Here is a 19,316-nt window from a genome sequence, read left to right as displayed (position 1 = left end):
CACTGGGTTAATCGTCGAGGCGCTCTTCCAGCTGGCGCACTTCATAGGTCAGCTTGTCGAGAAACTGCATGCGCCGCATCAGGCGTTCGGCCTGCTCACGTTGCGCTACGTCATCCCAACAGGCTGCAAAACTTTGGTTCAACTGATCTTGCGCGGTTTTCAGGCGTCGCTTGAACACCGCCACGCCGTCCAGGTCGGCACTGTCCTGCAGGTCTTCGAGCTCTTCGCGCAACTCCATCTGTTGCAGAAGAAACTCCGGATCATGCACCGTGACCTCCAGCGGCAGCTCGCGCCCATTCATCGCAAGCAGGTATCGCGCGCGCTTCGGGGGATTCTTGAGCGTCTGATAGGCCTCGTTGAGGCTAGCCGATTGCTCGAGCGCCAGACGCTGCTCACGCTCGGAAGCGTCCGCAAAACGGTCCGGATGGACGCCGCGCGCCAACTCACGGTAGCGCGTGGCCAGCTGATCGAGATCCAGATTGAAGCCCGGTTGCAACTCGAATAAAGCGAAGTGACAAGGAGTACCCACGAGAAGCCTCAGATGTTGAAGCTTTCGCCGCAGCCACATTCACCGCGTACGTTGGGATTGTTGAACTTGAAGCCTTCGTTCAACCCTTCCTTGACGAAATCGAGCTCGGTGCCGTCCAGGTAGGACAGGCTCTTGGGGTCGATAATCACTTTTTCGCCGTGACTCTCGAACACCTGATCCTCTGCTACTACCTCGTCGACAAACTCCAGCACATAGGCAAGGCCGGAACAGCCTGTGGTGCGAACACCCAGACGAATCCCTTCACCCTTGCCGCGCCCGTCGAGGGAGCGTCGCACGTGTCGAGCAGCCGCTTCTGTCATGCTGATAGCCATCGGTGACTCCTTACTCGTCGCCAAATCCTGGAATTCAGATCAAGCCTTTCTTCTGCTTGTAGTCGCGAACGGCCGCTTTGATAGCGTCTTCAGCGAGTACGGAGCAGTGGATTTTTACTGGCGGCAGGGCCAGTTCTTCGGCCAGCTGAGTGTTCTTGATGGTCTCTGCTTCATCCAGAGTCTTGCCTTTCATCCACTCGGTCGCCAGGGAGCTGGAAGCAATTGCCGAACCGCAGCCATAAGTCTTGAACTTGGCGTCTTCGATGATGCCCGCCTCGTTGACCTTGATCTGCAGACGCATCACGTCGCCGCATGCCGGAGCGCCGACCATGCCGGTGCCGACATCAGGATCTTCCGCGTCCATCTTGCCGACGTTGCGCGGGTTCTCGTAGTGGTCGATGACCTTTTCGCTGTAAGCCATGATTCTTAATCCTCACTCATCAGGAGTCGCTCTTTGAGCCCTGCCAACCTCTCGGTCACAGGGCCGGTTCGCGGCGACTTGAAATCAGTGTGCCGCCCACTCGATTTTCGAGATGTCGACACCGTCTTTGTACATGTCCCACAGCGGCGACAAGGTGCGCAGCTTGGTAACGGCCTCGCAGACTTTCTGCGCGGCGTAGTCGATTTCTTCTTCGGTGGTGAAGCGACCGAAGGTGAAGCGGATCGAGCTGTGCGCCAGTTCATCGTTGCGGCCCAGGGCGCGCAATACATACGAAGGCTCAAGCGAAGCCGAGGTGCAGGCCGAACCCGACGACACCGCCAGATCCTTGAGCGCCATGATCAGCGACTCGCCTTCAACGTAGTTGAAGCTCAGGTTCAGGTTGTGTGGTACGCGGGCGGTCAGGCTGCCGTTGACGTACAGCTCTTCCAGGCCCTCGACCTGTTTGAAGAAACGGTCGCTCAGGGCTTTGATGCGCACGTTCTCGGCCGCCATGTCTTCCTTGGCGACGCGGAAGGCTTCGCCCATGCCGACGATCTGGTGGGTCGCCAGGGTGCCCGAACGCATGCCGCGCTCGTGACCGCCGCCGTGCATGGTCGCTTCAATGCGCACACGCGGCTTGCGGCTGACGTACAGCGCGCCGATGCCTTTAGGGCCGTAGGTTTTGTGGGCGGAGAACGACATCATGTCGACTTTCAGCTTCTGCAGGTCGATGTCGACCTTGCCGGTGGACTGAGCGGCGTCGACGTGGAACAGGATGCCTTTGGAGCGGCACAGTTCGCCGATCGCTTCGATATCGTTGATGGTGCCGATTTCGTTGTTCACATGCATGACCGAGACCAGAATGGTGTCGTCACGCAGCGCAGCTTCAATCATCTGTGGAGTGACCAGACCATCGGTGCGCGGCTCAAGATAAGTCACTTCGAAGCCTTCACGCTCCAGTTGGCGCATGGTGTCGAGGACAGCCTTGTGCTCAATCTTGGTGGTGATCAGGTGTTTGCCTTTGGTGGCATAGAAATGCGCCGCACCCTTGATTGCCAGGTTGTCGGATTCGGTGGCACCGGAAGTCCAGACGATTTCACGCGGGTCGGCATTGACCAGGTCGGCGACCTGACGACGAGCGTTTTCAACGGACTCTTCAGCTTTCCAGCCAAACACGTGGGAACGGGACGCCGGGTTACCGAAGTTCCCGTCGACCAGCAGGCATTCACTCATCTTTTGCGCGACACGCGGGTCAACCGGGGTGGTCGCTGAGTAATCAAGGTAAATCGGCAATTTCATGGACTCTCTCCTAAATCAGGCTGGCTGGCGTACCGCTGGCTCTATGGCTGTCATTCGACGGCGGACGCTTCAATCTTGTCCAGGCGCGGCGCCTTGCTGTTGCAACGACGCTGGTCCTGACGCTGGGCTACTTCTTGCACCTCACGGCGAGTGACAAGATCAGCCAAGCTGATACCGCTCAGAAATTCGTGGATCTGCAGGCTCAGGTCGCACCACAAGTGGTGAGTCAGGCAGGTGTCGCCCTGATGGCAATCGCCTTGCCCCTGGCACTTGGTGGCGTCAACCGACTCGTTGACCGCATCGATCACCTGGGCCACCTGAATCCCCTGCATCGCGCGCGACAGCTGATAGCCGCCGCCGGGACCGCGCACGCTGGATACAAGATTGCTGCGGCGCAGCTTGGCGAACAGCTGCTCGAGGTAGGACAGGGAGATGCCTTGGCGCTCGGAGATATCGGCCAGAGACACCGGCCCGTGCTGCGCGTGCAACGCCAGATCGAGCATGGCGGTCACGGCGTATCGGCCTTTTGTAGTCAGTCGCATGGACAATTACCACGGAGTTCGGAATAGGGGCGAGTATGCAATTCCCGAGTATTTAAGTCAACTATAAGACCTAGTACTTTAGTCAGGCTTACCCGCAAAAGAGCGGCCGCATCATAGCAAAGGCTGTGGCGTAATGGCACACCTGCGACGCACGCGCTGTAGCAACTGCCGAGGCACGAGGCTGCGCTCGGCCGCGAAGTGGTCGTAGATCCGGCGTGCGATCATCTGGAATGATGTGCCAGCGGAACGCGAGCGCTTCGCACTCGGACGCAGCCTCGTGCCTCGGCAGCTGCTACAGGGCGCGCAGTCAGCTGGCCTGACTCTGATCCTTGTCCTTCACACACGCGAAATCTTCTTCGCGCAGCTCGGGCAGATCTTTCGCACAGTAATTGCTGCCCAGGTCCTTCAATGCGCCGCACATGCCTTCCAGACGCCCGTCAACCGCCTGCAGATGATCGAGCAACTGGTTGATGGCGCGAGCCACCGGGTCAGGCATGTCTTCGCCAACGCCGTAAGCATCAAAACCGATTTTCTCGGCCATGGCTTTACGCCGGGCGTCCTGCTCTTCGTCGGATTTGACGATGATCCGCCCCGGTATGCCGACCACAGTCGCACCGGCAGGCACCGCCTTGGTCACGACGGCATTCGAGCCGACCTTGGCGCCCGCCCCCACGGTAAACGGGCCGAGCACTTTCGCGCCCGCACCCACCACCACGCCGTCTTCAAGCGTCGGATGGCGCTTGCCTTTATTCCAGCTGGTCCCGCCCAATGTCACACCTTGATAAAGCGTGACGTCGTCACCGATCTCGGCCGTTTCACCAATGACGATGCCCATGCCGTGATCGATAAAGAACCGACGGCCAACCTTGGCGCCCGGATGAATCTCGATCCCGGTCAACCAGCGACCGAAGTTCGACACCAGCCGCGCCAGCCATTTCAGCTCCGCGCGCCACAGGGCCGCGGACAAGCGATGGATCCAGATGGCGTGCATGCCCGGGTAGCAAGTCATGACTTCAAAAGCGTTACGCGCCGCCGGGTCTCGATGGAATACGCTTTGGATATCTTCACGCAAACGCTCAAACATCATCAGTCCTTCCGCTTTAGAAGCTCGCCACGGGCCGCTTTCTGGGTTTCCGTGAGGATGCCACGCAATATATTCATCTCCGCCCGGCTGACCGAGCTTCGTCCGTACAACCGGCGCAGGCGCGCCATCAAGTGCCGAGGTTTGTCCGGATCGAGGAATTCGATGGCCACCAGGGTTTGCTCCAGATGCTCATAGAATCGCTCCAGCTCGTCCATGGTCGCCAGTTCGGCGCTCTTGGTCGAGGCGACTTCTTCCTTCTCGACCTTGCTCGGCTGACCTTGGGCCGCGAGCCAGGACATGCGCACTTCATAACTCAGCACCTGCACCGCTGCCCCGAGGTTCAGCGAACTGAACTCAGGGTCTGACGGGATGTGCACGTGATAATGACATCGCTGCAGCTCCTCGTTAGTCAGGCCGGAATCTTCACGACCAAAGACCAGGGCGATCTCGGCACCCTGCCCTGCCTCCTCGACCACTTTCGTTCCGCATTCACGCGGATCGAGCAGCGGCCACGGGATGCGTCGGTCGCGGGCGCTGGTGCCGAGCACCAGATTGCAACCGACCAGTGCATCTTCCAGCGTGGCGACGACTTGTGCGTTTTCCAGAATATCCCCGGCACCGGAGGCACGCGCGTCGGCCTCGTGGTGAGGGAACAACCGCGGCTCGACCAGCACCAGCCGCGTCAGGCCCATGTTCTTCATGGCTCGCGCGACCCCGCCGATATTGCCGGGGTGGCTGGTATTGACCAGGACGACACGAATGTTATGCAGCAAGGGAGGCGCTCTCGAACACATTATCGGGAGCCGAATCTTACAGCTCATCCTACCGTTAAGCCACGAAAGCGAACGTCGTCCTTCACCTGTAGAAACTTTCTGATAGAATGCCCGGCTTTCTTTAACAACCTTAGGTGACACATCCATGCAGCCCATGCTGAATATCGCGCTGCGCGCCGCCCGCAGCGCCAGTGAATTGATCTTCCGCTCCATCGAGCGCCTGGATACCATCAAGGTCGACGAAAAAGACGCCAAGGATTACGTATCCGAGGTAGATCGCGCTGCTGAACAGAAAATCATCGACGCGTTGCGCAAGGCCTACCCGAATCACTCGATCATGGGTGAAGAAACCGGCATGCACGCCGGCACCGGTATCGAAGGCGAAGAATACCTGTGGATCATCGATCCACTGGACGGCACCACCAACTTCCTGCGCGGCATTCCTCACTTCGCTGTCAGCATTGCCTGCAAATACCGCGGTCGCCTGGAACACGCTGTTGTTCTGGATCCGGTTCGCCAGGAAGAATTCACCGCCAGCCGTGGTCGCGGCGCTCAACTGAACGGTCGTCGTCTGCGCGTCAGCGGTCGCACCAGCCTCGACGGCGCCCTGCTGGGTACCGGCTTCCCGTTCCGTGACGACCAGATGGACAACCTCGACAACTACCTGGGCATGTTCCGCGCCCTGGTCGGCCAGACTGCCGGCATCCGCCGCGCTGGTTCGGCGAGCCTGGACCTGGCTTACGTTGCAGCGGGTCGTTTCGATGCGTTCTGGGAGTCGGGCCTGTCCGAATGGGACATGGCTGCAGGTGCCCTGCTGATCCAGGAAGCAGGCGGTTTGGTGAGCGACTTCACCGGCGGTCACGATTTCCTTGAGAAAGGTCACATCGTTGCCGGCAACACCAAATGCTTCAAAGCAGTGCTGACGGCGATCCAGCCGCACCTGCCGGCCTCGCTGAAGCGCTAAGCGAGCGGCCACAAAAAAGCACCCTCTGGGTGCTTTTTTTTGCGTCTTGAATTGAGGTGGTTTATTGAGCCGGCTCATTCTGCGACAAGACCAACTTACCTTCCTTGTCGACCGGAATCTGATTGCCCGGATCGCGATCCATCCGCACCTTGCCTTCCTTGCCGTCCAGCGAATAGCGAACGTCATAGCCGACGACCTTGTCGCTGATGTCGTTCACCGTGTTGCAGCGAGTCTGGGTGGTGGTGTAGGTGTCGCGATTCTGCATACCTTCCTGCACCTTGTTGCCCGCATAACCACCGCCGACTGCGCCCGCTACCGTGGCAATTTTCTTGCCCGTGCCGCCGCCGACCTGATTACCCAACAAACCGCCGGCAACCGCGCCAATCGCGGTACCGAGAATCTGGTGCTGATCCTTGACCGGCGCCTGACGGGTCACCGCTACATCCTTGCACACTTCACGTGGTGTCTTGATCTGTTTCTTGACCGGGTCAACGGCCAATACTTGCGCATACTCAGGGCCGCTTTTCACCAGGCTGTAGGTGGCAACAGCACCCCCGGCGGTTACACCGACAGCACCCAATACTGCACCAACCAGCAACGACTTGTTCACATGAACCTCCTGACCATCACATGCGGGATAGCCCGCGCTTCTCCCAGCCTTGGAGCATAAAAAAAGGCGCGAGTTCAACACTCGCGCCTTTTCGGCCGATCGCTGGAAGACAATCGCCGTTATGGGCGGTCGTCCACTTCCTGATCGACAACCACCGGAGGAATCAGATCCTCGGTGCTCAGGTTCAGCCAGATCAACACCACGTTGGCGATGTAGATCGACGAGTACGTACCCGCCAGAACACCGATGAACAACGCCAGCGAGAAACCGAACAGGTTGTCGCCACCGAAGAACAACAGCGCCGCAATCGCCAGCAAGGTGGAGATCGATGTTGCCATGGTCCGCAGCAAGGTTTGCGTGGTCGAGATATTGATGTTCTCGATCAGGCTGGCCTTGCGCAGCACGCGGAAGTTCTCACGAACCCGGTCGAACACGACGATAGTGTCGTTGAGCGAGTAACCGATGATCGCCAGCACCGCCGCCAGCACCGTCAGGTCGAAGGTGATCTGGAAGAACGACAGGATACCCAGCGTCACCACCACGTCGTGGATCAGCGAGACGATGGCACCGACCGCGAACTTCCACTGAAAGCGGAAGGCGAGGTAAATCATGATCCCGCCCAGCGCCATCAGCATGCCCAGGCCGCCCTGGTCACGCAGCTCTTCGCCGACCTGCGGGCCAACGAACTCGACTCGCTTGACCACGGCCGGGTTGTCACCGCCGACCTTCTGCAGCGCTTCAGCCACTTGATGACCCAGCTGCGGGTCTTCACCCGGCATGCGCACCAGCAAATCGGTGGTCGCGCCGAAGTTCTGCACCACGGCATCCTGATAACCCGAAGCTACCAGTTGCTCACGCACCTTGGTCACATCAGCCGGACGCTCATAGGTTAGCTCGATGAGCGTACCGCCGGTGAAGTCCAGGCCGTAGTTCAAACCCTTGCTGAACCAGCTGAACAACGCCAACAGGGTAAGGAGCACGGTGACGCCGAACGCAATGTTGCGAACGCCCATAAAGTTGATTGTACGTAACATGGCAGCCCCTTAAATCCACAGCTTCTTGAAGTCACGACCGCCGAAGATCAGGTTGACCATAGCGCGGGTCACCAGAATGGCCGTGAACATCGAGGTAAAGATACCCAGGGACATGGTCACCGCAAAACCTTTGACCGGGCCGGTGCCCATGGCAAAGAGAATCCCGCCGACCAGCAATGTGGTCAGGTTGGAGTCGAGAATCGCGGTGAATGCCCGGCCGAAGCCTTCGTTGATTGCGCGCTGAATGGTCATGCCCGCAGCGATTTCTTCACGAATCCGCGAGAAGATCAGCACGTTGGCGTCGACCGCCATGCCCATGGTCAGGACGATACCGGCGATACCCGGCAAGGTCAGCGTTGCACCCAGCAGCGACATCAGGGCCAGCAGCAACACCATGTTCACCGCCAGCGCGACGGTGGCGATGATGCCGAAGAAGCGGTAGATGGCGATGATGAACAGCGAGACAAACAACATGCCCCACAGCGATGCATCGATACCTTTGGTGATGTTGTCGGCACCCAGGCTCGGGCCAATGGTGCGCTCTTCAGCGAAGTACATCGGAGCGGCCAGGCCACCGGCACGCAACAGCAGCGCCAGCTCGGACGATTCACCCTGACCGTTCAGGCCCGTGATGCGGAATTGAGCACCGAGCGGCGACTGGATGGTCGCCAGACTGATGATCTTCTTCTCTTCCTTGAAAGTCTGCACCGCGACGTCTTTCTCAACGCCGTTGACCATTTGTTTGGTGTAAGTGGTCACCGGGCGCTGCTCGATGAAGATCACCGCCATGCTGCGACCGACGTTGTTGCGGGTCGCACGGCTCATCAACTCGCCACCGTGGCCATCCAGACGGATGTTCACTTCTGGCGTGCCTTGCTCGCCGAAGCCAGCCTTGGCGTCCGTTACCTGGTCACCGGTGATGATCAGGCCACGTTCGATCTGCGCCGCAGGGCGACCGCCTTCGCGGAACTCGAAACTTTCGGATGTGGCTTTCGAAGCACCTGGCTCGGCGGCCAGACGGAACTCCAGGTTGGCCGTCTTGCCGAGAATTCGCTTGGCTTCTGCAGTGTCCTGCACGCCTGGCAGCTCAACCACGATGCGGTTGGCGCCCTGACGCTGAACGATCGGCTCGGCAACACCCAGCTCGTTGACGCGGTTACGGACCGTGGTCAGGTTTTGCTTGATGGAGTATTCGCGGATTTCCGCCAGCTTGGCCGGGGTCATCGCCAGACGCAGCACCGGTTGGCCATTGAGGTCGGCCGGAACAATGTCGAAATCGTTGAAGTTCTTGCGGATGAGCGTGCGCGCTTGTTCGCGAGCGGCTTCATCGGTGAAGCCCAGCTGAACGGCACCATCGATTTGCGGCAGGCTGCGATAGCGCAGCTTCTCTTTACGCAACAGGCTCTTGACGTCGCCTTCATAAACTTTCAAACGTGCGTCGAGGGCTTTGTCCATGTCCACTTCCAGCAGGAAGTGCACACCACCGGACAAGTCCAGACCCAGCTTCATCGGGTGCGCGCCGAGGTTGCGCAGCCATTGCGGAGTGGTCTGTGCCAGGTTCAGCGCGACGACGTAGTCATCACCCAACGCCTTGCGTACGACATCCTTGGCAGGCAGTTGATCGCCAGCCTTGGTCAGGCGAATCAGACCGCCCTTGCCGCTTTCTGCCAGCGTGGCAGCCTTGACTTCGATGCCGGACGCTTTGAGCGCTGCGCTCACACGGTCCAGATCAGCCTGATTGACCTGCAGCGCAGTGCTTGCGCCGCTGACCTGAATGGCCGGGTCATCAGGGTATAAATTGGGAGCGGAATAAACCAGACCGACCGCCAGCACTGCCAGGATCAGAATGTATTTCCACAGAGGGTATTTGTTCAGCATCACGCCGCCCGCTTATGACGCGGGGCGCCTTGCGCGCCCCGTCGATTGAGTAGAAGTTGAAACTTTAGATCGCTTTCAGCGTGCCTTTTGGCAGCGTGGCGGCAATGGCGCCTTTCTGGAATTTCATTTCGACGGTGTCGGAAACCTCCAGAACCACGAAGTCGTCAGCCACTTTGGTGATCTTGCCGGCGATACCACCGGTGGTCACAACTTCGTCGCCTTTCTGCAGGCTGCTCAGCAGGTTTTTCTGCTCTTTGGCGCGCTTGGCCTGTGGACGCCAGATCATCAGGTAGAAGATGACCAGGAAGCCGACCAGGAAAATCCACTCAAAACCACCACCCATTGGGCCGGCAGCAGCAGGGGCAGCAGCGTCAGCCATGGCATTAGAGATAAAAAAGCTCATTTAGCACTCCAGTTGCAAATGTTGAATCTTGGGGTCAGAAAACTCAGTCCAAAGGCGGAACGGGAAGCCCGCGTTTGGCGTAGAAGGCATCGACAAAGGCGGCCAATGTACCCTGTTGAATAGCCTCGCGCAAACCAGCCATCAGCACCTGGTAATGGCGCAAATTGTGGATGGTATTCAACATGCTACCCAACATTTCGCCGCACTTGTCCAGGTGATGCAGATAAGCGCGGGAGAAGTTCTGGCAGGTGTAGCAATCGCAGGTCGGATCGAGCGGCGAATCATCATGGCGATGGAACGCGTTTCGGATCTTCAGCACGCCTGTATCAATGAACAGATGCCCATTGCGGGCATTACGGGTTGGCATCACGCAATCGAACATGTCCACACCGCGGCGCACACCCTCAACCAGATCTTCCGGTTTGCCAACGCCCATAAGGTAACGAGGTTTGTCAGCGGGCATTTGACCCGGCAGGTAATCCAGCACCTTGATCATTTCGTGCTTGGGTTCGCCCACCGACAGACCGCCAATGGCCAGGCCATCGAAGCCAATAGTGTCGAGGCCTTCCAGCGAACGCATGCGCAAATCCTGGTGCATGCCGCCCTGAACGATGCCGAACAGCGCCGCCGTGTTGTCGCCATGCGCTTGTTTCGAACGCTTGGCCCAACGCAACGACAGCTCCATGGAAATGCGCGCGACGTCTTCGTCAGCCGGATACGGCGTGCACTCGTCAAAAATCATCACGATGTCCGAGCCCAGATCGCGCTGGACCTGCATCGACTCTTCCGGGCCCATGAACACTTTGGCGCCATCAACCGGAGAAGCGAAGGTCACGCCCTCCTCCTTGATCTTGCGCATCGCGCCCAGGCTGAATACCTGAAAGCCGCCGGAGTCTGTAAGAATCGGGCCTTTCCACTGCATGAAATCGTGCAGGTCGCCGTGCTTCTTGATGACTTCGGTGCCCGGACGCAGCCACAGGTGGAAGGTGTTGCCCAGAATGATTTCCGCGCCGGTCGCGGTGATGTCCCGCGGCAGCATGCCCTTGACCGTGCCATACGTGCCCACCGGCATGAAGGCCGGGGTCTCGACGGTACCGCGCGGGAAGGTCAAACGACCGCGACGAGCCTTGCCGTCAGTAGCAAGCAACTCAAACGACATACGACTTTGGCGACTCATTCTTTGTCCTCGGGGCCACGTGGTGCGGGATTACGGGTGATAAACATCGCATCACCGTAGCTGAAAAAGCGGTATTCATGCTCCACGGCGGCTTTATAAGCGGCCATGGCTTCGGGATAACCGGCGAACGCCGAAACCAGCATCAACAGCGTGGATTCGGGCAAATGGAAATTGGTGACCAGGGCGTCGACCACATGAAACGGCCGGCCCGGGTAGATAAAGATGTCGGTGTCGCCACTGAACGGCTTGAGCACGCCATCGCGCGCGGCGCTTTCCAGCGAACGCACGCTGGTGGTCCCCACCGCCACCACGCGACCACCGCGAGCGCGGCACGCGGCCACGGCGTCGACCACGTCCTGGCCGACTTCCAGCCACTCGGTGTGCATGTGGTGATCTTCGATCTTCTCGACGCGCACCGGCTGGAACGTACCCGCGCCGACATGCAGCGTGACAAACGCGGTCTCGACGCCCTTGGCGGCAATCGCCTCCAGCAGCGGCTGATCGAAATGCAGCCCCGCCGTCGGCGCCGCCACCGCGCCCAAGCGCTCGGCGTACACGGTTTGATAACGCTCGCGATCCGAGCCTTCATCCGGGCGGTCTATATAAGGAGGCAACGGCATGTGCCCGACGCGGTCGAGCAGCGGCAACACCTCCTCGGCAAACCCCAGTTCGAACAACGCATCGTGACGCGCCAGCATCTCGGCCTCGCCACCGCCGTCAATCAAGATCTTCGACCCCGGTTTCGGCGACTTGCTCGAGCGCACATGCGCCAGCACGCGATGACTGTCGAGCACCCGCTCGACCAGAATTTCCAGCTTGCCGCCGGAAGCTTTCTGGCCAAACAGCCGTGCCGGAATCACCCGGGTATTGTTGAACACCATCAAATCGCCCGGGCGCAAATGCTCAAGCAAATCAGTGAATTGACGGTGTGCCAGGGCGCCGCTGACCCCATCAAGGGTCAACAGGCGACTGTTGCGACGCTCGGCCAAAGGATGGCGAGCAATCAGCGAATCAGGGAGCTCGAAAGTAAAGTCAGCAACGCGCATGATGGGGTTCGTCTAGCAGGGCCGGGAAGTCTAGCGGAAATATCAAAAATTCTCCATGTACCTGATTGACCGACGGTTATCTCATCTCTATACTTCGCCGCCATTGAGCCCTGATGGCGGAATTGGTAGACGCGGCGGATTCAAAATCCGTTTTCGAAAGGAGTGGGAGTTCGAGTCTCCCTCGGGGCACCAAAATTAAGAAAGGTCTTGCTTTGCAAGGCCTTTTTTTTCGCCTATAGAAAAGCCACCCCGCCCGTGTAGGAGCTGCCGAAGGCTGCGATCGTTTGATCTTCACGCTCTCGGCTGGTACGACAATTCTCAAGGATTCATCCCATGGAACTGCTGCTGGAAACTATTGCTTTGTTCTGTCTGAAGCTTGCGTATGAGACGGAAGATTCGAGTCCGATTCTGCGGGATGATCCGATCATGAGTGATTATGAGCGGGAGGTTTTTGGGTTGTTGGTGCGCAGGGGTGATCTCGGGAGCATTCAGTTTAGAGTGGCGCACTGCGCAGATGTGGCGCTAGACGCTATCGGCGGGGCTGATACGCCGCTTGGGCGTGAGCTGCAACGGTTGTCAGTTGATGTCAGCAATGCGCAGACGATGGAGCAGCTTGATGCTCCGCTGATCGCGTTGAAGGACTATTTGAAAGCTATTCAGTGAACAATCACGTTATGGAAAGTTTGGTAACCCTTTACACCGACTAGCCAGTGGCTAGGGTCTTGGCGGATATGAAAACATATCCGCCCACTCGTTGATTGCGTCAGCAGACCGCAACGACAGACCTATTCGGCATCACAAGGACGTACCAATGCGGCAAATCGCCCTCAGCAACAAACAACTCAGGGGCATTCCCCGCCGCCTTCGCGCACTGGAACGCTGGGCCGCCAGCTTTCGCGACGAGTTTTACCCGCGATCCGAGCGCATGGAGCGCTACGCACATTGGAAGATCCCGGTGCACGAGGCTTTGGTCGAAGGCCCTCAAGCCAGGATTGAAGTTCAGGCCTTTTGCATTCAGCAACTCCTGGAAGCCGCTAATCACCTGTCCAAAGCTGCTGACCACTCACAAGGTTACTATCGGGTCGCTTGCCTGCTGACGTGGCCATGGGTTCATCAAAGCGAAGTAACCGTCTTCTACGACCGAGACTATTATCTGAGATTTCTCGGTGAAACCAACTCGCTCATGCCGGAGCGGATCAGTCATGATCTCGCATTGCACGTAGCTGTGAATTTCATCGAGCACGGGCATGACGTCACTCAACCCGACGACGAGGTCGCAGTTCAGTGGTGGTGCATCGGGGAACCGGCGTGACGGCTTTGGCGAGCTGACTGGCATGCTTGACCCGTGGCGTGAATAATCCGCCCCCTTTCCGTCCCCAATTTTTTGTCCGCTTCCGGCCCAGGCTGTGTGAAAACGCGCTAAATACCTCGAAAACTGAGAGTCGCGAGGGTTGCCTGTGGAATCAGCGGGCGAAAGCACGAATTAGCTTAGTCAGTGACATAGACGTTCGTAAAGCCGTTTGGGCCGCGTCAGCGGCCCAAACGGCTTTCAACTGGCGGGCCAAGCGGCTGGGTTCACGCCCTGATCGCCTCAAGCAGTCCTGCGATGCCGAAGATGCTCATCATTCGTTTGAGGTTGTAGGCGAGCACATGAAGGCTCATCTCAGTGCTCACCCTCGGCAGGGTTTTGGTCAGGAAGTGGGTACTTCCCATCCAGTACTTGAGCGTTCCGAAAGGATGTTCAACAGTCTGTCGACGAACCCTCATCATCGCTGGATCATGTTCTAGCCGAACCTGCATCGCGTCGACTACAGCCTCATATTCCCAGCGCTTAACACGGCGCTCCTTACCCGTCGTACATTTCTTTTGCATTGAGCAGGACTGGCAGCCCGAGAAGTAGTAACAATGCAATAACATGCCGTCTTCCATCGACGAATGCCGCCTGGTTAGTAACTGCCCCGCAGGGCATCGATACTCGTCCGACGCCGCAAGATAGATGAAGTCCTGCATACCAAATCGGCCTTCGGCGTTGCTGCCAGATGTGAGGGGTTTCGGTACGAAGGTAGTGATGCCGGCTTGCTCGCAAGCAAGGATTTCCAGACCTTTGTAATAGCCTCGGTCGGCCACCACCGTTAGCGATTCAGCCTCGATTTCTTCACGCGCTTGGTTCGCCATATTGCTCAGTTGCCCACGATCATTACCAACGTTGGTCACCTCATGGGCAACGATCAGATGGTGTTTGTCGTCGACAGCTGTTTGTACGTTGTAGCCAACCGTTCCGGTGCCTCGGCCGCTCGTAGCCATTGAGCGTGCATCTGGGTCTGTGAGGGAGATCTGCTGGTCTGGACTTTCGTGGAGCTGCGCCTCGATGTCCTTGAGTTTCTGCATCTGCTTTTTCAGTGTTTCTATCTTTTCTTTAAGCCGCTCTGCTTTGGCCTCGGCCACTTCGGGCGTTGCCCGATCCGCCAAATCCATCGCCGCCAGATATCGATCAATGCTCTGCTCGATCTGCCGCATGCGTGCCTTCACCTTGCCCTGAGTGAAGTTGCGGTCGCGATTATTGACGGCTTTGGATTTGCTGCCGTCGATGGCGATGATCGATTGGGAGAAGAGATTGAGGTTGCGACAAAGAACTACGAACTGGCGGCATACGCTGCGAATGGCTTTGCCATTGTCTTTGCGAAAGTCGGCAATGGTTTTGAAGTCCGGAGCCAAACGCCCCGTTAGCCACATTAACTCGACGTTGCGCTCGGCCTCACGCTCAAGCCGGCGGCTGGACTGAATCTGATTGAGATAGCCGTAGATATAGATCTTTAGCAAGACCGCTGGATGATAGGCCGGACGACCCGTTGCAGCAGGATCAACACCTTCAAATCCAAGCGCACCCAAGTCGAGTTCATCGACGAAAACGTCGACCACTCGGACTGGATTTTCTTCGGTTGCGTAATCGTCCAGGCACTCCGGCAGCAGAGTCACTTGCATCCGGGCCTCGCCTTCAATGAATCGCTTCATGATCGCCCCCCGATACGATCTAGACGATCAGAAGCTTAGATCATCCTCGCTGTATTTCGGCTTTTGGCCTTAAAGCTAAGCTCGCTTTTCATCTGGATTGAGGACATTGCCGGTGGGGATTGGACAGAAATTGGCGAGCTGGGGAACAATGGATTTACCCATGCAATTGACTGCCGCAAAGTATTTACGGCCGCTTGAATGGGACAACCTTGCGTGACATTCGCAACAATACTCGTCGTGGTATTGGCCATCAGGTTTGAAAAATAGTTTGGCCTCGTTGAGGTCGGTTATTAAAAATCCTTCGAATTTCAAAATTTGTTCAAAACGATCACGTAATGAAGAGAGGGCGGTGGGAAGGTGGGGATGACTGCGAAGCTCCTTCGGGTATGGGGTCGCACTCAATAGATCCACCGTCGCGATAGGCTCCCCGGTTACTTTGAGCGCTTGCAACAGATGTGGGTGTACGTACGACAGACCGCTGGCAGCGTGATGCGCGATACTTTGACAGACACTACTGAGGCGGCGACGGGAAGGCATTCATTCTTCCTGATTTGGTTTGCGAGCTGCGTCGAGCTGCTGGATTCCTAGAGACCATATGGTGCCTCAAAACCTGGACAAATGCCCCCATGGCCGAATCGTTATAAAAATGTGTTTTCACACAGCCTGGGCCAAAAGCAGACATTAGATACCTGATCTCCCTAGGGACCCTCTCGATCGGTCAGGCGCAGATTTAAACCACTTGGTGGCAGCCACTCGTTCGATTGATGAAAGCCTGAGGTACAATTTTCTCTACTCCTATTTTCAGGAATACCAGCTTGACCGACATTGCCACGCACGACGCAAGCCCAAAACGACTCAGGACATACCTGCGCATCGAAGCCACTCTACTCATCGCTAGCATGATCGGAGCATTCACGCTCAGCGGGTACGCTTACCTTGAGAAGTATTACCTGACGATGGATGTTGGTATCGAACGGTTGGGCATCGGCGCTCAGGAAATCCTTGCTTACGGAGCTGCCAGATTTGGGTCTTACATCGGGGCTTTGGCTTTTGGCATGGCCCTAGTCGGAATCGTCGCTTTTTTCTTACTTCTCTTGGAAAAAACTAGAGAAATGCCGGACGAGCCCCAGCCACTCCCAAATGGACTGCCCATGTTCTCAAGCGTGCGATCGAAAACCGAGGGATTGCCGTATGCGTTGGATCGACCTGCATAATCGCCGGCCTGCTGATTTCTGCTTGGTTCTTGTTGGTGAGGTTGCCTTCAAACGATGGCCGCTCCGCAGCCCTGAAACAGGCATCGGAATGTGTTAAGCGTCGGGTGGTCTATGCAAATCTTGATCAGTACGAGGGGTGCCAGGTCGCCGAGTCGGAAGACATGCTGTATCTGCTCCAACTGCAAAAATGTGACAAGTCGGGAGTTGCGTTTCGAACATTACAGCTGCCAAAACAGGGTCTCAAAAGTATTACGACAGAAACCCTATTCTACCCCTATGAACGGACAGATGCTCTCGGATGCTCGAAAAGCTGACTTCAACCTGTGCTGATAAAATAGTGTGTTCCCCAAAATGCCATTTACAGAGACATCGCATGAACTCAGAATTAACTAAAGAGAGATGCGCTATGCGTTTTCCGGCAACGCCGAAGTCTCCGCGCCAATCGTCGCCGCTATAGTGCAGCATCCCGTTCCGGATGTCGTGATCCTGCCGGTGAGCAACCCCCTAGTGATGAAGAAAGCGCCGAAAGCATTTACGCCGAGATTGAGAGTCACATAGCGGGTAGGAAATGAATTTGAAGGTGAGACGTTTGAGTTGATTCATGAGGCTGACACGCTGAGCACCCTTCTCGCAGAACAAGAGGCCACCAAGACGGCTAGGAAAAAATACAGGTACGGGGAGGTGATCTCGCCTCAGTCGATGTAGCCCACTCCGCTGCTTTACGCGACAGGCAGCTCTTGGCCAGAAACGTATCGCGTGAATGTCCAATATCGACCCAAAGCAGCCAGTGGACAACCTTCGTTACCTAAGGGGCTGGCACAACGTTGCCCACCCTTGCGGCATCATGCCGACTGATCCACCCGCTGCCAAAAGTGGAAATTTTCCCAAGCCTTCCCGGTTTACCAAACTGCACCTATCCTCGCTCACTTCATACGGAGGAAAATTTCATGGGGACAGTTCAGCGGCGGCCATATATGCACTTCACGGTCAACAGCACTGCAAGCCTTCTACCTGATGATTGTCATTTTCTAACAGCCACCCCTCTTCTTTTCTCTGGATCAGTAGCGTGTTGTTCCACAGGTCACGTACAGCGAGTTTCCGCTGATCTTCGGTGGATTACTTTAGCTTTCCACTCTTCCTCTTCATTCCAAACCCACCAATTTATCGACACGTACAGTTGAGGGATCATTACTCCAACACGGTCTGATCTGCATGGGCATGTCATATGGCTGGTGCACGCTCGGGCGCAATTTTTGGTGGGTGCTAAGGAGGTTTATCGTGAAACACCAGCAGACTAAGCAACACAAGGTCTAGCAGCGATCATTACCTACACAGTGAGACGCGCTCGGCGCCGGGGCGGTTAGCGTTCTGCCTGTAATTCTTGACCCATCCGCGGATCTCTGTGCCGCTTGCCGAAGGTCTACACCGCTACATCGGTAAACTTTCGCTGACCAATGCCCGGAGCCCGGTAGCAAGTTGTTAAAGAAATGAGGGCGGATGCCGACTACCTGAAACACCTCAATGCAGTATTTCGGGCGGCTAGGCTTTCACATGGATTGGATGACCTCTTTACCTGTAGCTCGCCTAGGCACGCTGGGTTCTATGTTGATCTTCGCATCAGTCGCGAGCGCATCAATCGAGTCAGCTCGCAGTCATGCGGATCTGATGGACGTCTATCAGTCTGCGCTCAGCAATGACGCCCAATTAGCGGCAGCCCGTCATGATTATCTAGCGGAGCGTGAAGCTTTACCCCAAGCGCGCGCTGGTTTAATGCCTAATCTCACCGCGGGTGCCACTACTGAAACCACTCGCTTCGAACGCGATGAGCCTTCTCTGAGCCGCGAGCGCAGTGGCGCGACGGTTCGGGCCAACATTAGCCAGCCTTTGTTTAGGCTTGACCGTTGGTACCAAGTGAAAGCCGCGCGTGACACCGTTACTCAGGCTGGGCTGGAACTGTCTGCCAAGGAACAAAATATAATTCTCAGCGTGGCCCAAGGCTATTTTGAAACTCTGCGGCAGCTGGACTCACACGCCGCGGCCGCGGCGGAAGAGAACGCATTACTACGTCAGCTCGATCAGGCACAAGGTAGGTTGGAAGACGGCGCTTCGAGTATCACGGACGTGTACGATGCTCAGTCAGCCTATGATAATTCGCGGGCCAATCGGCAACAGGCTCAGCGCAAGGTGGACGAGGCATACGAGGCCTTGGGCCGTTTGACTAAAACTGACTACACCTCAATTGCAGCTATGGGGCATGGGCTGCCTGTCGATCCCCCCGTTCCCAATATCGCTCACGAATGGGTCCAAACTGCCGTTCGGCAAAATTTGACATTACAGGCACTGGAGCACGGTGTTAGCGCTGCAGAGCAGACTGTTGATCAACGAAAAGCCGGTCATGCGCCTACTGTCGATGCCGTTGCGTCGTATCGCAAAGGTGACAACGACAGCTTCGGCTACAGCAACCCTACCGATTTTGGTCGCAATGGTTACCGCGATAACGTTGCCCAGAGCTCTATCGGAATTGAGGTCAGCATTCCTCTTTACTCTGGCGGAATGACCAATTCCCAGGTTAGAGAGTCGACGGAGCGGCTTTATCAAAGCCAGGACGAGTATGAAGACCGCCGTCGCGAAGTGGTGCTGGATACCCGCAATGCGTTTCGTGGGGTCAACGTGGACATTGAGCAACTGGCGACTCGTCGCCAAGCCATCATTTCCGGACAAAAATCCGTTGAGGCTAATCAGGTAGGGGTCGACGTAGGTTCACGAAATATCGCGGACGTGTTGAACGCCCAAAGGCAGCTCTATGCGGCCGTGCGTGATTACAACAATGCCCGTTATGACTACATTCTCGACAATTTGAAGCTCAAACAGGCGGCAGGAACTTTAAGCCCTGATGACCTGAAAGCGTTGGCTGCGTATCTGAAACAAGACTACGACGCTACGCGGGATTTTCTGCCGCCGAATATCTAGAGCCATTCATCGTCCCGGCTATATTTTG

General features: G+C 57.0%; 20 protein-coding genes, 1 tRNA gene and 1 pseudogene. 7 read left to right on the top strand and 15 right to left on the bottom strand.

Going from position 1 to position 19,316, the window contains the following annotated elements; genetic code table 11:
• Positions 1-7: 7 nt before the first annotated feature.
• The 7 genes from hscB to trmJ form a co-directional block, all read right to left on the bottom strand.
• A complete protein-coding gene (hscB, locus tag ACYZT1_RS05650) occupies positions 8-529 on the bottom strand; it encodes a co-chaperone HscB (protein ID WP_462018049.1) in 522 nt (173 codons plus the stop codon).
• Between the two features lie 8 nt (positions 530-537).
• Positions 538-861, bottom strand: coding sequence for an iron-sulfur cluster assembly protein IscA (gene iscA / locus ACYZT1_RS05645; RefSeq protein ID WP_028620147.1), 324 nt, complete (start codon positions 859-861; stop codon positions 538-540).
• A gap of 34 nt (positions 862-895) precedes the next feature.
• Positions 896-1,282, bottom strand: a complete 387-nt coding sequence (gene iscU / locus ACYZT1_RS05640) for a Fe-S cluster assembly scaffold IscU (RefSeq protein WP_028620148.1) — start codon at positions 1,280-1,282, stop codon at positions 896-898.
• Positions 1,283-1,366: 84 nt separating this feature from the next.
• Positions 1,367-2,581: an IscS subfamily cysteine desulfurase gene (locus ACYZT1_RS05635; RefSeq protein ID WP_462018048.1), complete on the bottom strand. Its 1,215-nt coding sequence runs from the start codon at positions 2,579-2,581 to the stop codon at positions 1,367-1,369.
• A gap of 50 nt (positions 2,582-2,631) precedes the next feature.
• Complete coding sequence (iscR, locus tag ACYZT1_RS05630) at positions 2,632-3,123, bottom strand: Fe-S cluster assembly transcriptional regulator IscR (RefSeq protein WP_462018047.1); 492 nt, start codon at positions 3,121-3,123, stop codon at positions 2,632-2,634.
• Positions 3,124-3,430: 307 nt separating this feature from the next.
• Complete coding sequence (gene cysE, locus ACYZT1_RS05625; protein WP_462018046.1) at positions 3,431-4,207, bottom strand: serine O-acetyltransferase; 777 nt, start codon at positions 4,205-4,207, stop codon at positions 3,431-3,433.
• A gap of 2 nt (positions 4,208-4,209) precedes the next feature.
• Complete coding sequence (trmJ, locus tag ACYZT1_RS05620) at positions 4,210-4,980, bottom strand: tRNA (cytosine(32)/uridine(32)-2'-O)-methyltransferase TrmJ (protein ID WP_462018045.1); 771 nt, start codon at positions 4,978-4,980, stop codon at positions 4,210-4,212.
• Between the two features lie 145 nt (positions 4,981-5,125).
• Here trmJ and suhB point away from each other — a divergent pair, with 145 nt between their 5' ends.
• Positions 5,126-5,944, top strand: coding sequence for a type III secretion system regulator SuhB (gene suhB, locus ACYZT1_RS05615; RefSeq protein WP_008014726.1), 819 nt, complete (start codon positions 5,126-5,128; stop codon positions 5,942-5,944).
• A gap of 61 nt (positions 5,945-6,005) precedes the next feature.
• Here suhB and ACYZT1_RS05610 read toward each other — a convergent pair whose 3' ends face one another.
• The 6 genes from ACYZT1_RS05610 to queA all read right to left on the bottom strand — a co-directional run bounded on the left by ACYZT1_RS05610 (position 6,006) and on the right by queA (position 12,092).
• The gene (locus ACYZT1_RS05610) at positions 6,006-6,554 is read right to left on the bottom strand and encodes a glycine zipper 2TM domain-containing protein (protein ID WP_045061576.1); all 549 of its coding nucleotides are present in this window, start codon (positions 6,552-6,554) and stop codon (positions 6,006-6,008) included.
• Positions 6,555-6,673: 119 nt separating this feature from the next.
• Positions 6,674-7,588 carry a protein translocase subunit SecF gene (gene secF / locus ACYZT1_RS05605; RefSeq protein ID WP_462018044.1) on the bottom strand — a complete coding sequence of 305 codons (915 nt, stop codon included), beginning with the start codon at positions 7,586-7,588 and terminating at the stop codon, positions 6,674-6,676.
• Between the two features lie 9 nt (positions 7,589-7,597).
• The gene (secD, locus tag ACYZT1_RS05600; RefSeq protein WP_462018043.1) at positions 7,598-9,466 is read right to left on the bottom strand and encodes a protein translocase subunit SecD; all 1,869 of its coding nucleotides are present in this window, start codon (positions 9,464-9,466) and stop codon (positions 7,598-7,600) included.
• 64 nt (positions 9,467-9,530) lie between these two features.
• A complete protein-coding gene (gene yajC / locus ACYZT1_RS05595; RefSeq protein WP_007916913.1) occupies positions 9,531-9,869 on the bottom strand; it encodes a preprotein translocase subunit YajC in 339 nt (112 codons plus the stop codon).
• 43 nt (positions 9,870-9,912) lie between these two features.
• Positions 9,913-11,028 carry a tRNA guanosine(34) transglycosylase Tgt gene (gene tgt, locus ACYZT1_RS05590; RefSeq protein WP_462019196.1) on the bottom strand — a complete coding sequence of 372 codons (1,116 nt, stop codon included), beginning with the start codon at positions 11,026-11,028 and terminating at the stop codon, positions 9,913-9,915.
• Positions 11,029-11,042: 14 nt separating this feature from the next.
• Complete coding sequence (queA, locus tag ACYZT1_RS05585) at positions 11,043-12,092, bottom strand: tRNA preQ1(34) S-adenosylmethionine ribosyltransferase-isomerase QueA (protein WP_314524474.1); 1,050 nt, start codon at positions 12,090-12,092, stop codon at positions 11,043-11,045.
• Positions 12,093-12,199: 107 nt separating this feature from the next.
• On the opposite strand from queA, the gene ACYZT1_RS05580 reads away from it, so the two are divergent.
• From ACYZT1_RS05580 to ACYZT1_RS05570, 3 genes are all read left to right on the top strand, one after another.
• Positions 12,200-12,284 (top strand) — tRNA-Leu (locus ACYZT1_RS05580).
• Between the two features lie 141 nt (positions 12,285-12,425).
• Positions 12,426-12,755: a hypothetical protein gene (locus ACYZT1_RS05575; RefSeq protein WP_462018042.1), complete on the top strand. Its 330-nt coding sequence runs from the start codon at positions 12,426-12,428 to the stop codon at positions 12,753-12,755.
• Positions 12,756-12,903: 148 nt separating this feature from the next.
• On the top strand, positions 12,904-13,404 hold the full coding sequence (locus tag ACYZT1_RS05570; protein WP_462018041.1) for a DUF3916 domain-containing protein: 501 nt from the start codon (positions 12,904-12,906) through the stop codon (positions 13,402-13,404).
• Positions 13,405-13,667: 263 nt separating this feature from the next.
• Here the strand turns inward: ACYZT1_RS05570 and ACYZT1_RS05565 are convergent, their stop codons facing one another.
• Together ACYZT1_RS05565 and ACYZT1_RS05560 are read right to left on the bottom strand one after the other, a co-directional pair.
• The gene (locus tag ACYZT1_RS05565; RefSeq protein WP_462018040.1) at positions 13,668-15,104 is read right to left on the bottom strand and encodes an IS1182 family transposase; all 1,437 of its coding nucleotides are present in this window, start codon (positions 15,102-15,104) and stop codon (positions 13,668-13,670) included.
• 75 nt (positions 15,105-15,179) lie between these two features.
• Positions 15,180-15,641 carry a hypothetical protein gene (locus ACYZT1_RS05560; RefSeq protein WP_462018039.1) on the bottom strand — a complete coding sequence of 154 codons (462 nt, stop codon included), beginning with the start codon at positions 15,639-15,641 and terminating at the stop codon, positions 15,180-15,182.
• Positions 15,642-15,919: 278 nt separating this feature from the next.
• On the opposite strand from ACYZT1_RS05560, the gene ACYZT1_RS05555 reads away from it, so the two are divergent.
• From ACYZT1_RS05555 to ACYZT1_RS05545, 3 genes and pseudogenes are all read left to right on the top strand, one after another.
• Complete coding sequence (locus ACYZT1_RS05555) at positions 15,920-16,318, top strand: hypothetical protein (RefSeq protein ID WP_462018038.1); 399 nt, start codon at positions 15,920-15,922, stop codon at positions 16,316-16,318.
• Positions 16,319-16,691: 373 nt separating this feature from the next.
• Positions 16,692-17,023: pseudogene (locus ACYZT1_RS05550) on the top strand (hypothetical protein).
• Between the two features lie 897 nt (positions 17,024-17,920).
• Positions 17,921-19,288, top strand: coding sequence for a TolC family outer membrane protein (locus ACYZT1_RS05545; RefSeq protein ID WP_462019195.1), 1,368 nt, complete (start codon positions 17,921-17,923; stop codon positions 19,286-19,288).
• The last annotated feature ends 28 nt before the right edge of the window (positions 19,289-19,316 follow it).

This window comes from Pseudomonas sp. PB3P13, from assembly GCF_054897735.1.
Note: the sequence above shows the minus strand (reverse complement) of the source record. Positions and strands in the feature narration are given on the sequence as shown.

Bases quoted from the DNA above. Each gene is read 5' to 3' on its own strand.
- iscA (WP_028620147.1), bottom strand. From the start codon at position 861: ATGGCTATCAGCATGACAGAAGCGGCTGCTCGACACGTGCGACGCTCC.
- iscU (WP_028620148.1), bottom strand. From the start codon at position 1,282: ATGGCTTACAGCGAAAAGGTCATCGACCACTACGAGAACCCGCGCAAC.
- ACYZT1_RS05635 (WP_462018048.1), bottom strand. From the start codon at position 2,581: ATGAAATTGCCGATTTACCTTGATTACTCAGCGACCACCCCGGTTGAC.
- iscR (WP_462018047.1), bottom strand. From the start codon at position 3,123: ATGCGACTGACTACAAAAGGCCGATACGCCGTGACCGCCATGCTCGAT.
- cysE (WP_462018046.1), bottom strand. From the start codon at position 4,207: ATGTTTGAGCGTTTGCGTGAAGATATCCAAAGCGTATTCCATCGAGAC.
- suhB (WP_008014726.1), top strand. From the start codon at position 5,126: ATGCAGCCCATGCTGAATATCGCGCTGCGCGCCGCCCGCAGCGCCAGT.
- secF (WP_462018044.1), bottom strand. From the start codon at position 7,588: ATGTTACGTACAATCAACTTTATGGGCGTTCGCAACATTGCGTTCGGC.
- secD (WP_462018043.1), bottom strand. From the start codon at position 9,466: ATGCTGAACAAATACCCTCTGTGGAAATACATTCTGATCCTGGCAGTG.
- yajC (WP_007916913.1), bottom strand. From the start codon at position 9,869: ATGAGCTTTTTTATCTCTAATGCCATGGCTGACGCTGCTGCCCCTGCT.
- tgt (WP_462019196.1), bottom strand. From the start codon at position 11,028: ATGTCGTTTGAGTTGCTTGCTACTGACGGCAAGGCTCGTCGCGGTCGT.
- queA (WP_314524474.1), bottom strand. From the start codon at position 12,092: ATGCGCGTTGCTGACTTTACTTTCGAGCTCCCTGATTCGCTGATTGCT.
- ACYZT1_RS05575 (WP_462018042.1), top strand. From the start codon at position 12,426: ATGGAACTGCTGCTGGAAACTATTGCTTTGTTCTGTCTGAAGCTTGCG.
- ACYZT1_RS05570 (WP_462018041.1), top strand. From the start codon at position 12,904: ATGCGGCAAATCGCCCTCAGCAACAAACAACTCAGGGGCATTCCCCGC.
- ACYZT1_RS05565 (WP_462018040.1), bottom strand. From the start codon at position 15,104: ATGAAGCGATTCATTGAAGGCGAGGCCCGGATGCAAGTGACTCTGCTG.
- ACYZT1_RS05560 (WP_462018039.1), bottom strand. From the start codon at position 15,641: ATGCCTTCCCGTCGCCGCCTCAGTAGTGTCTGTCAAAGTATCGCGCAT.
- ACYZT1_RS05545 (WP_462019195.1), top strand. From the start codon at position 17,921: ATGTTGATCTTCGCATCAGTCGCGAGCGCATCAATCGAGTCAGCTCGC.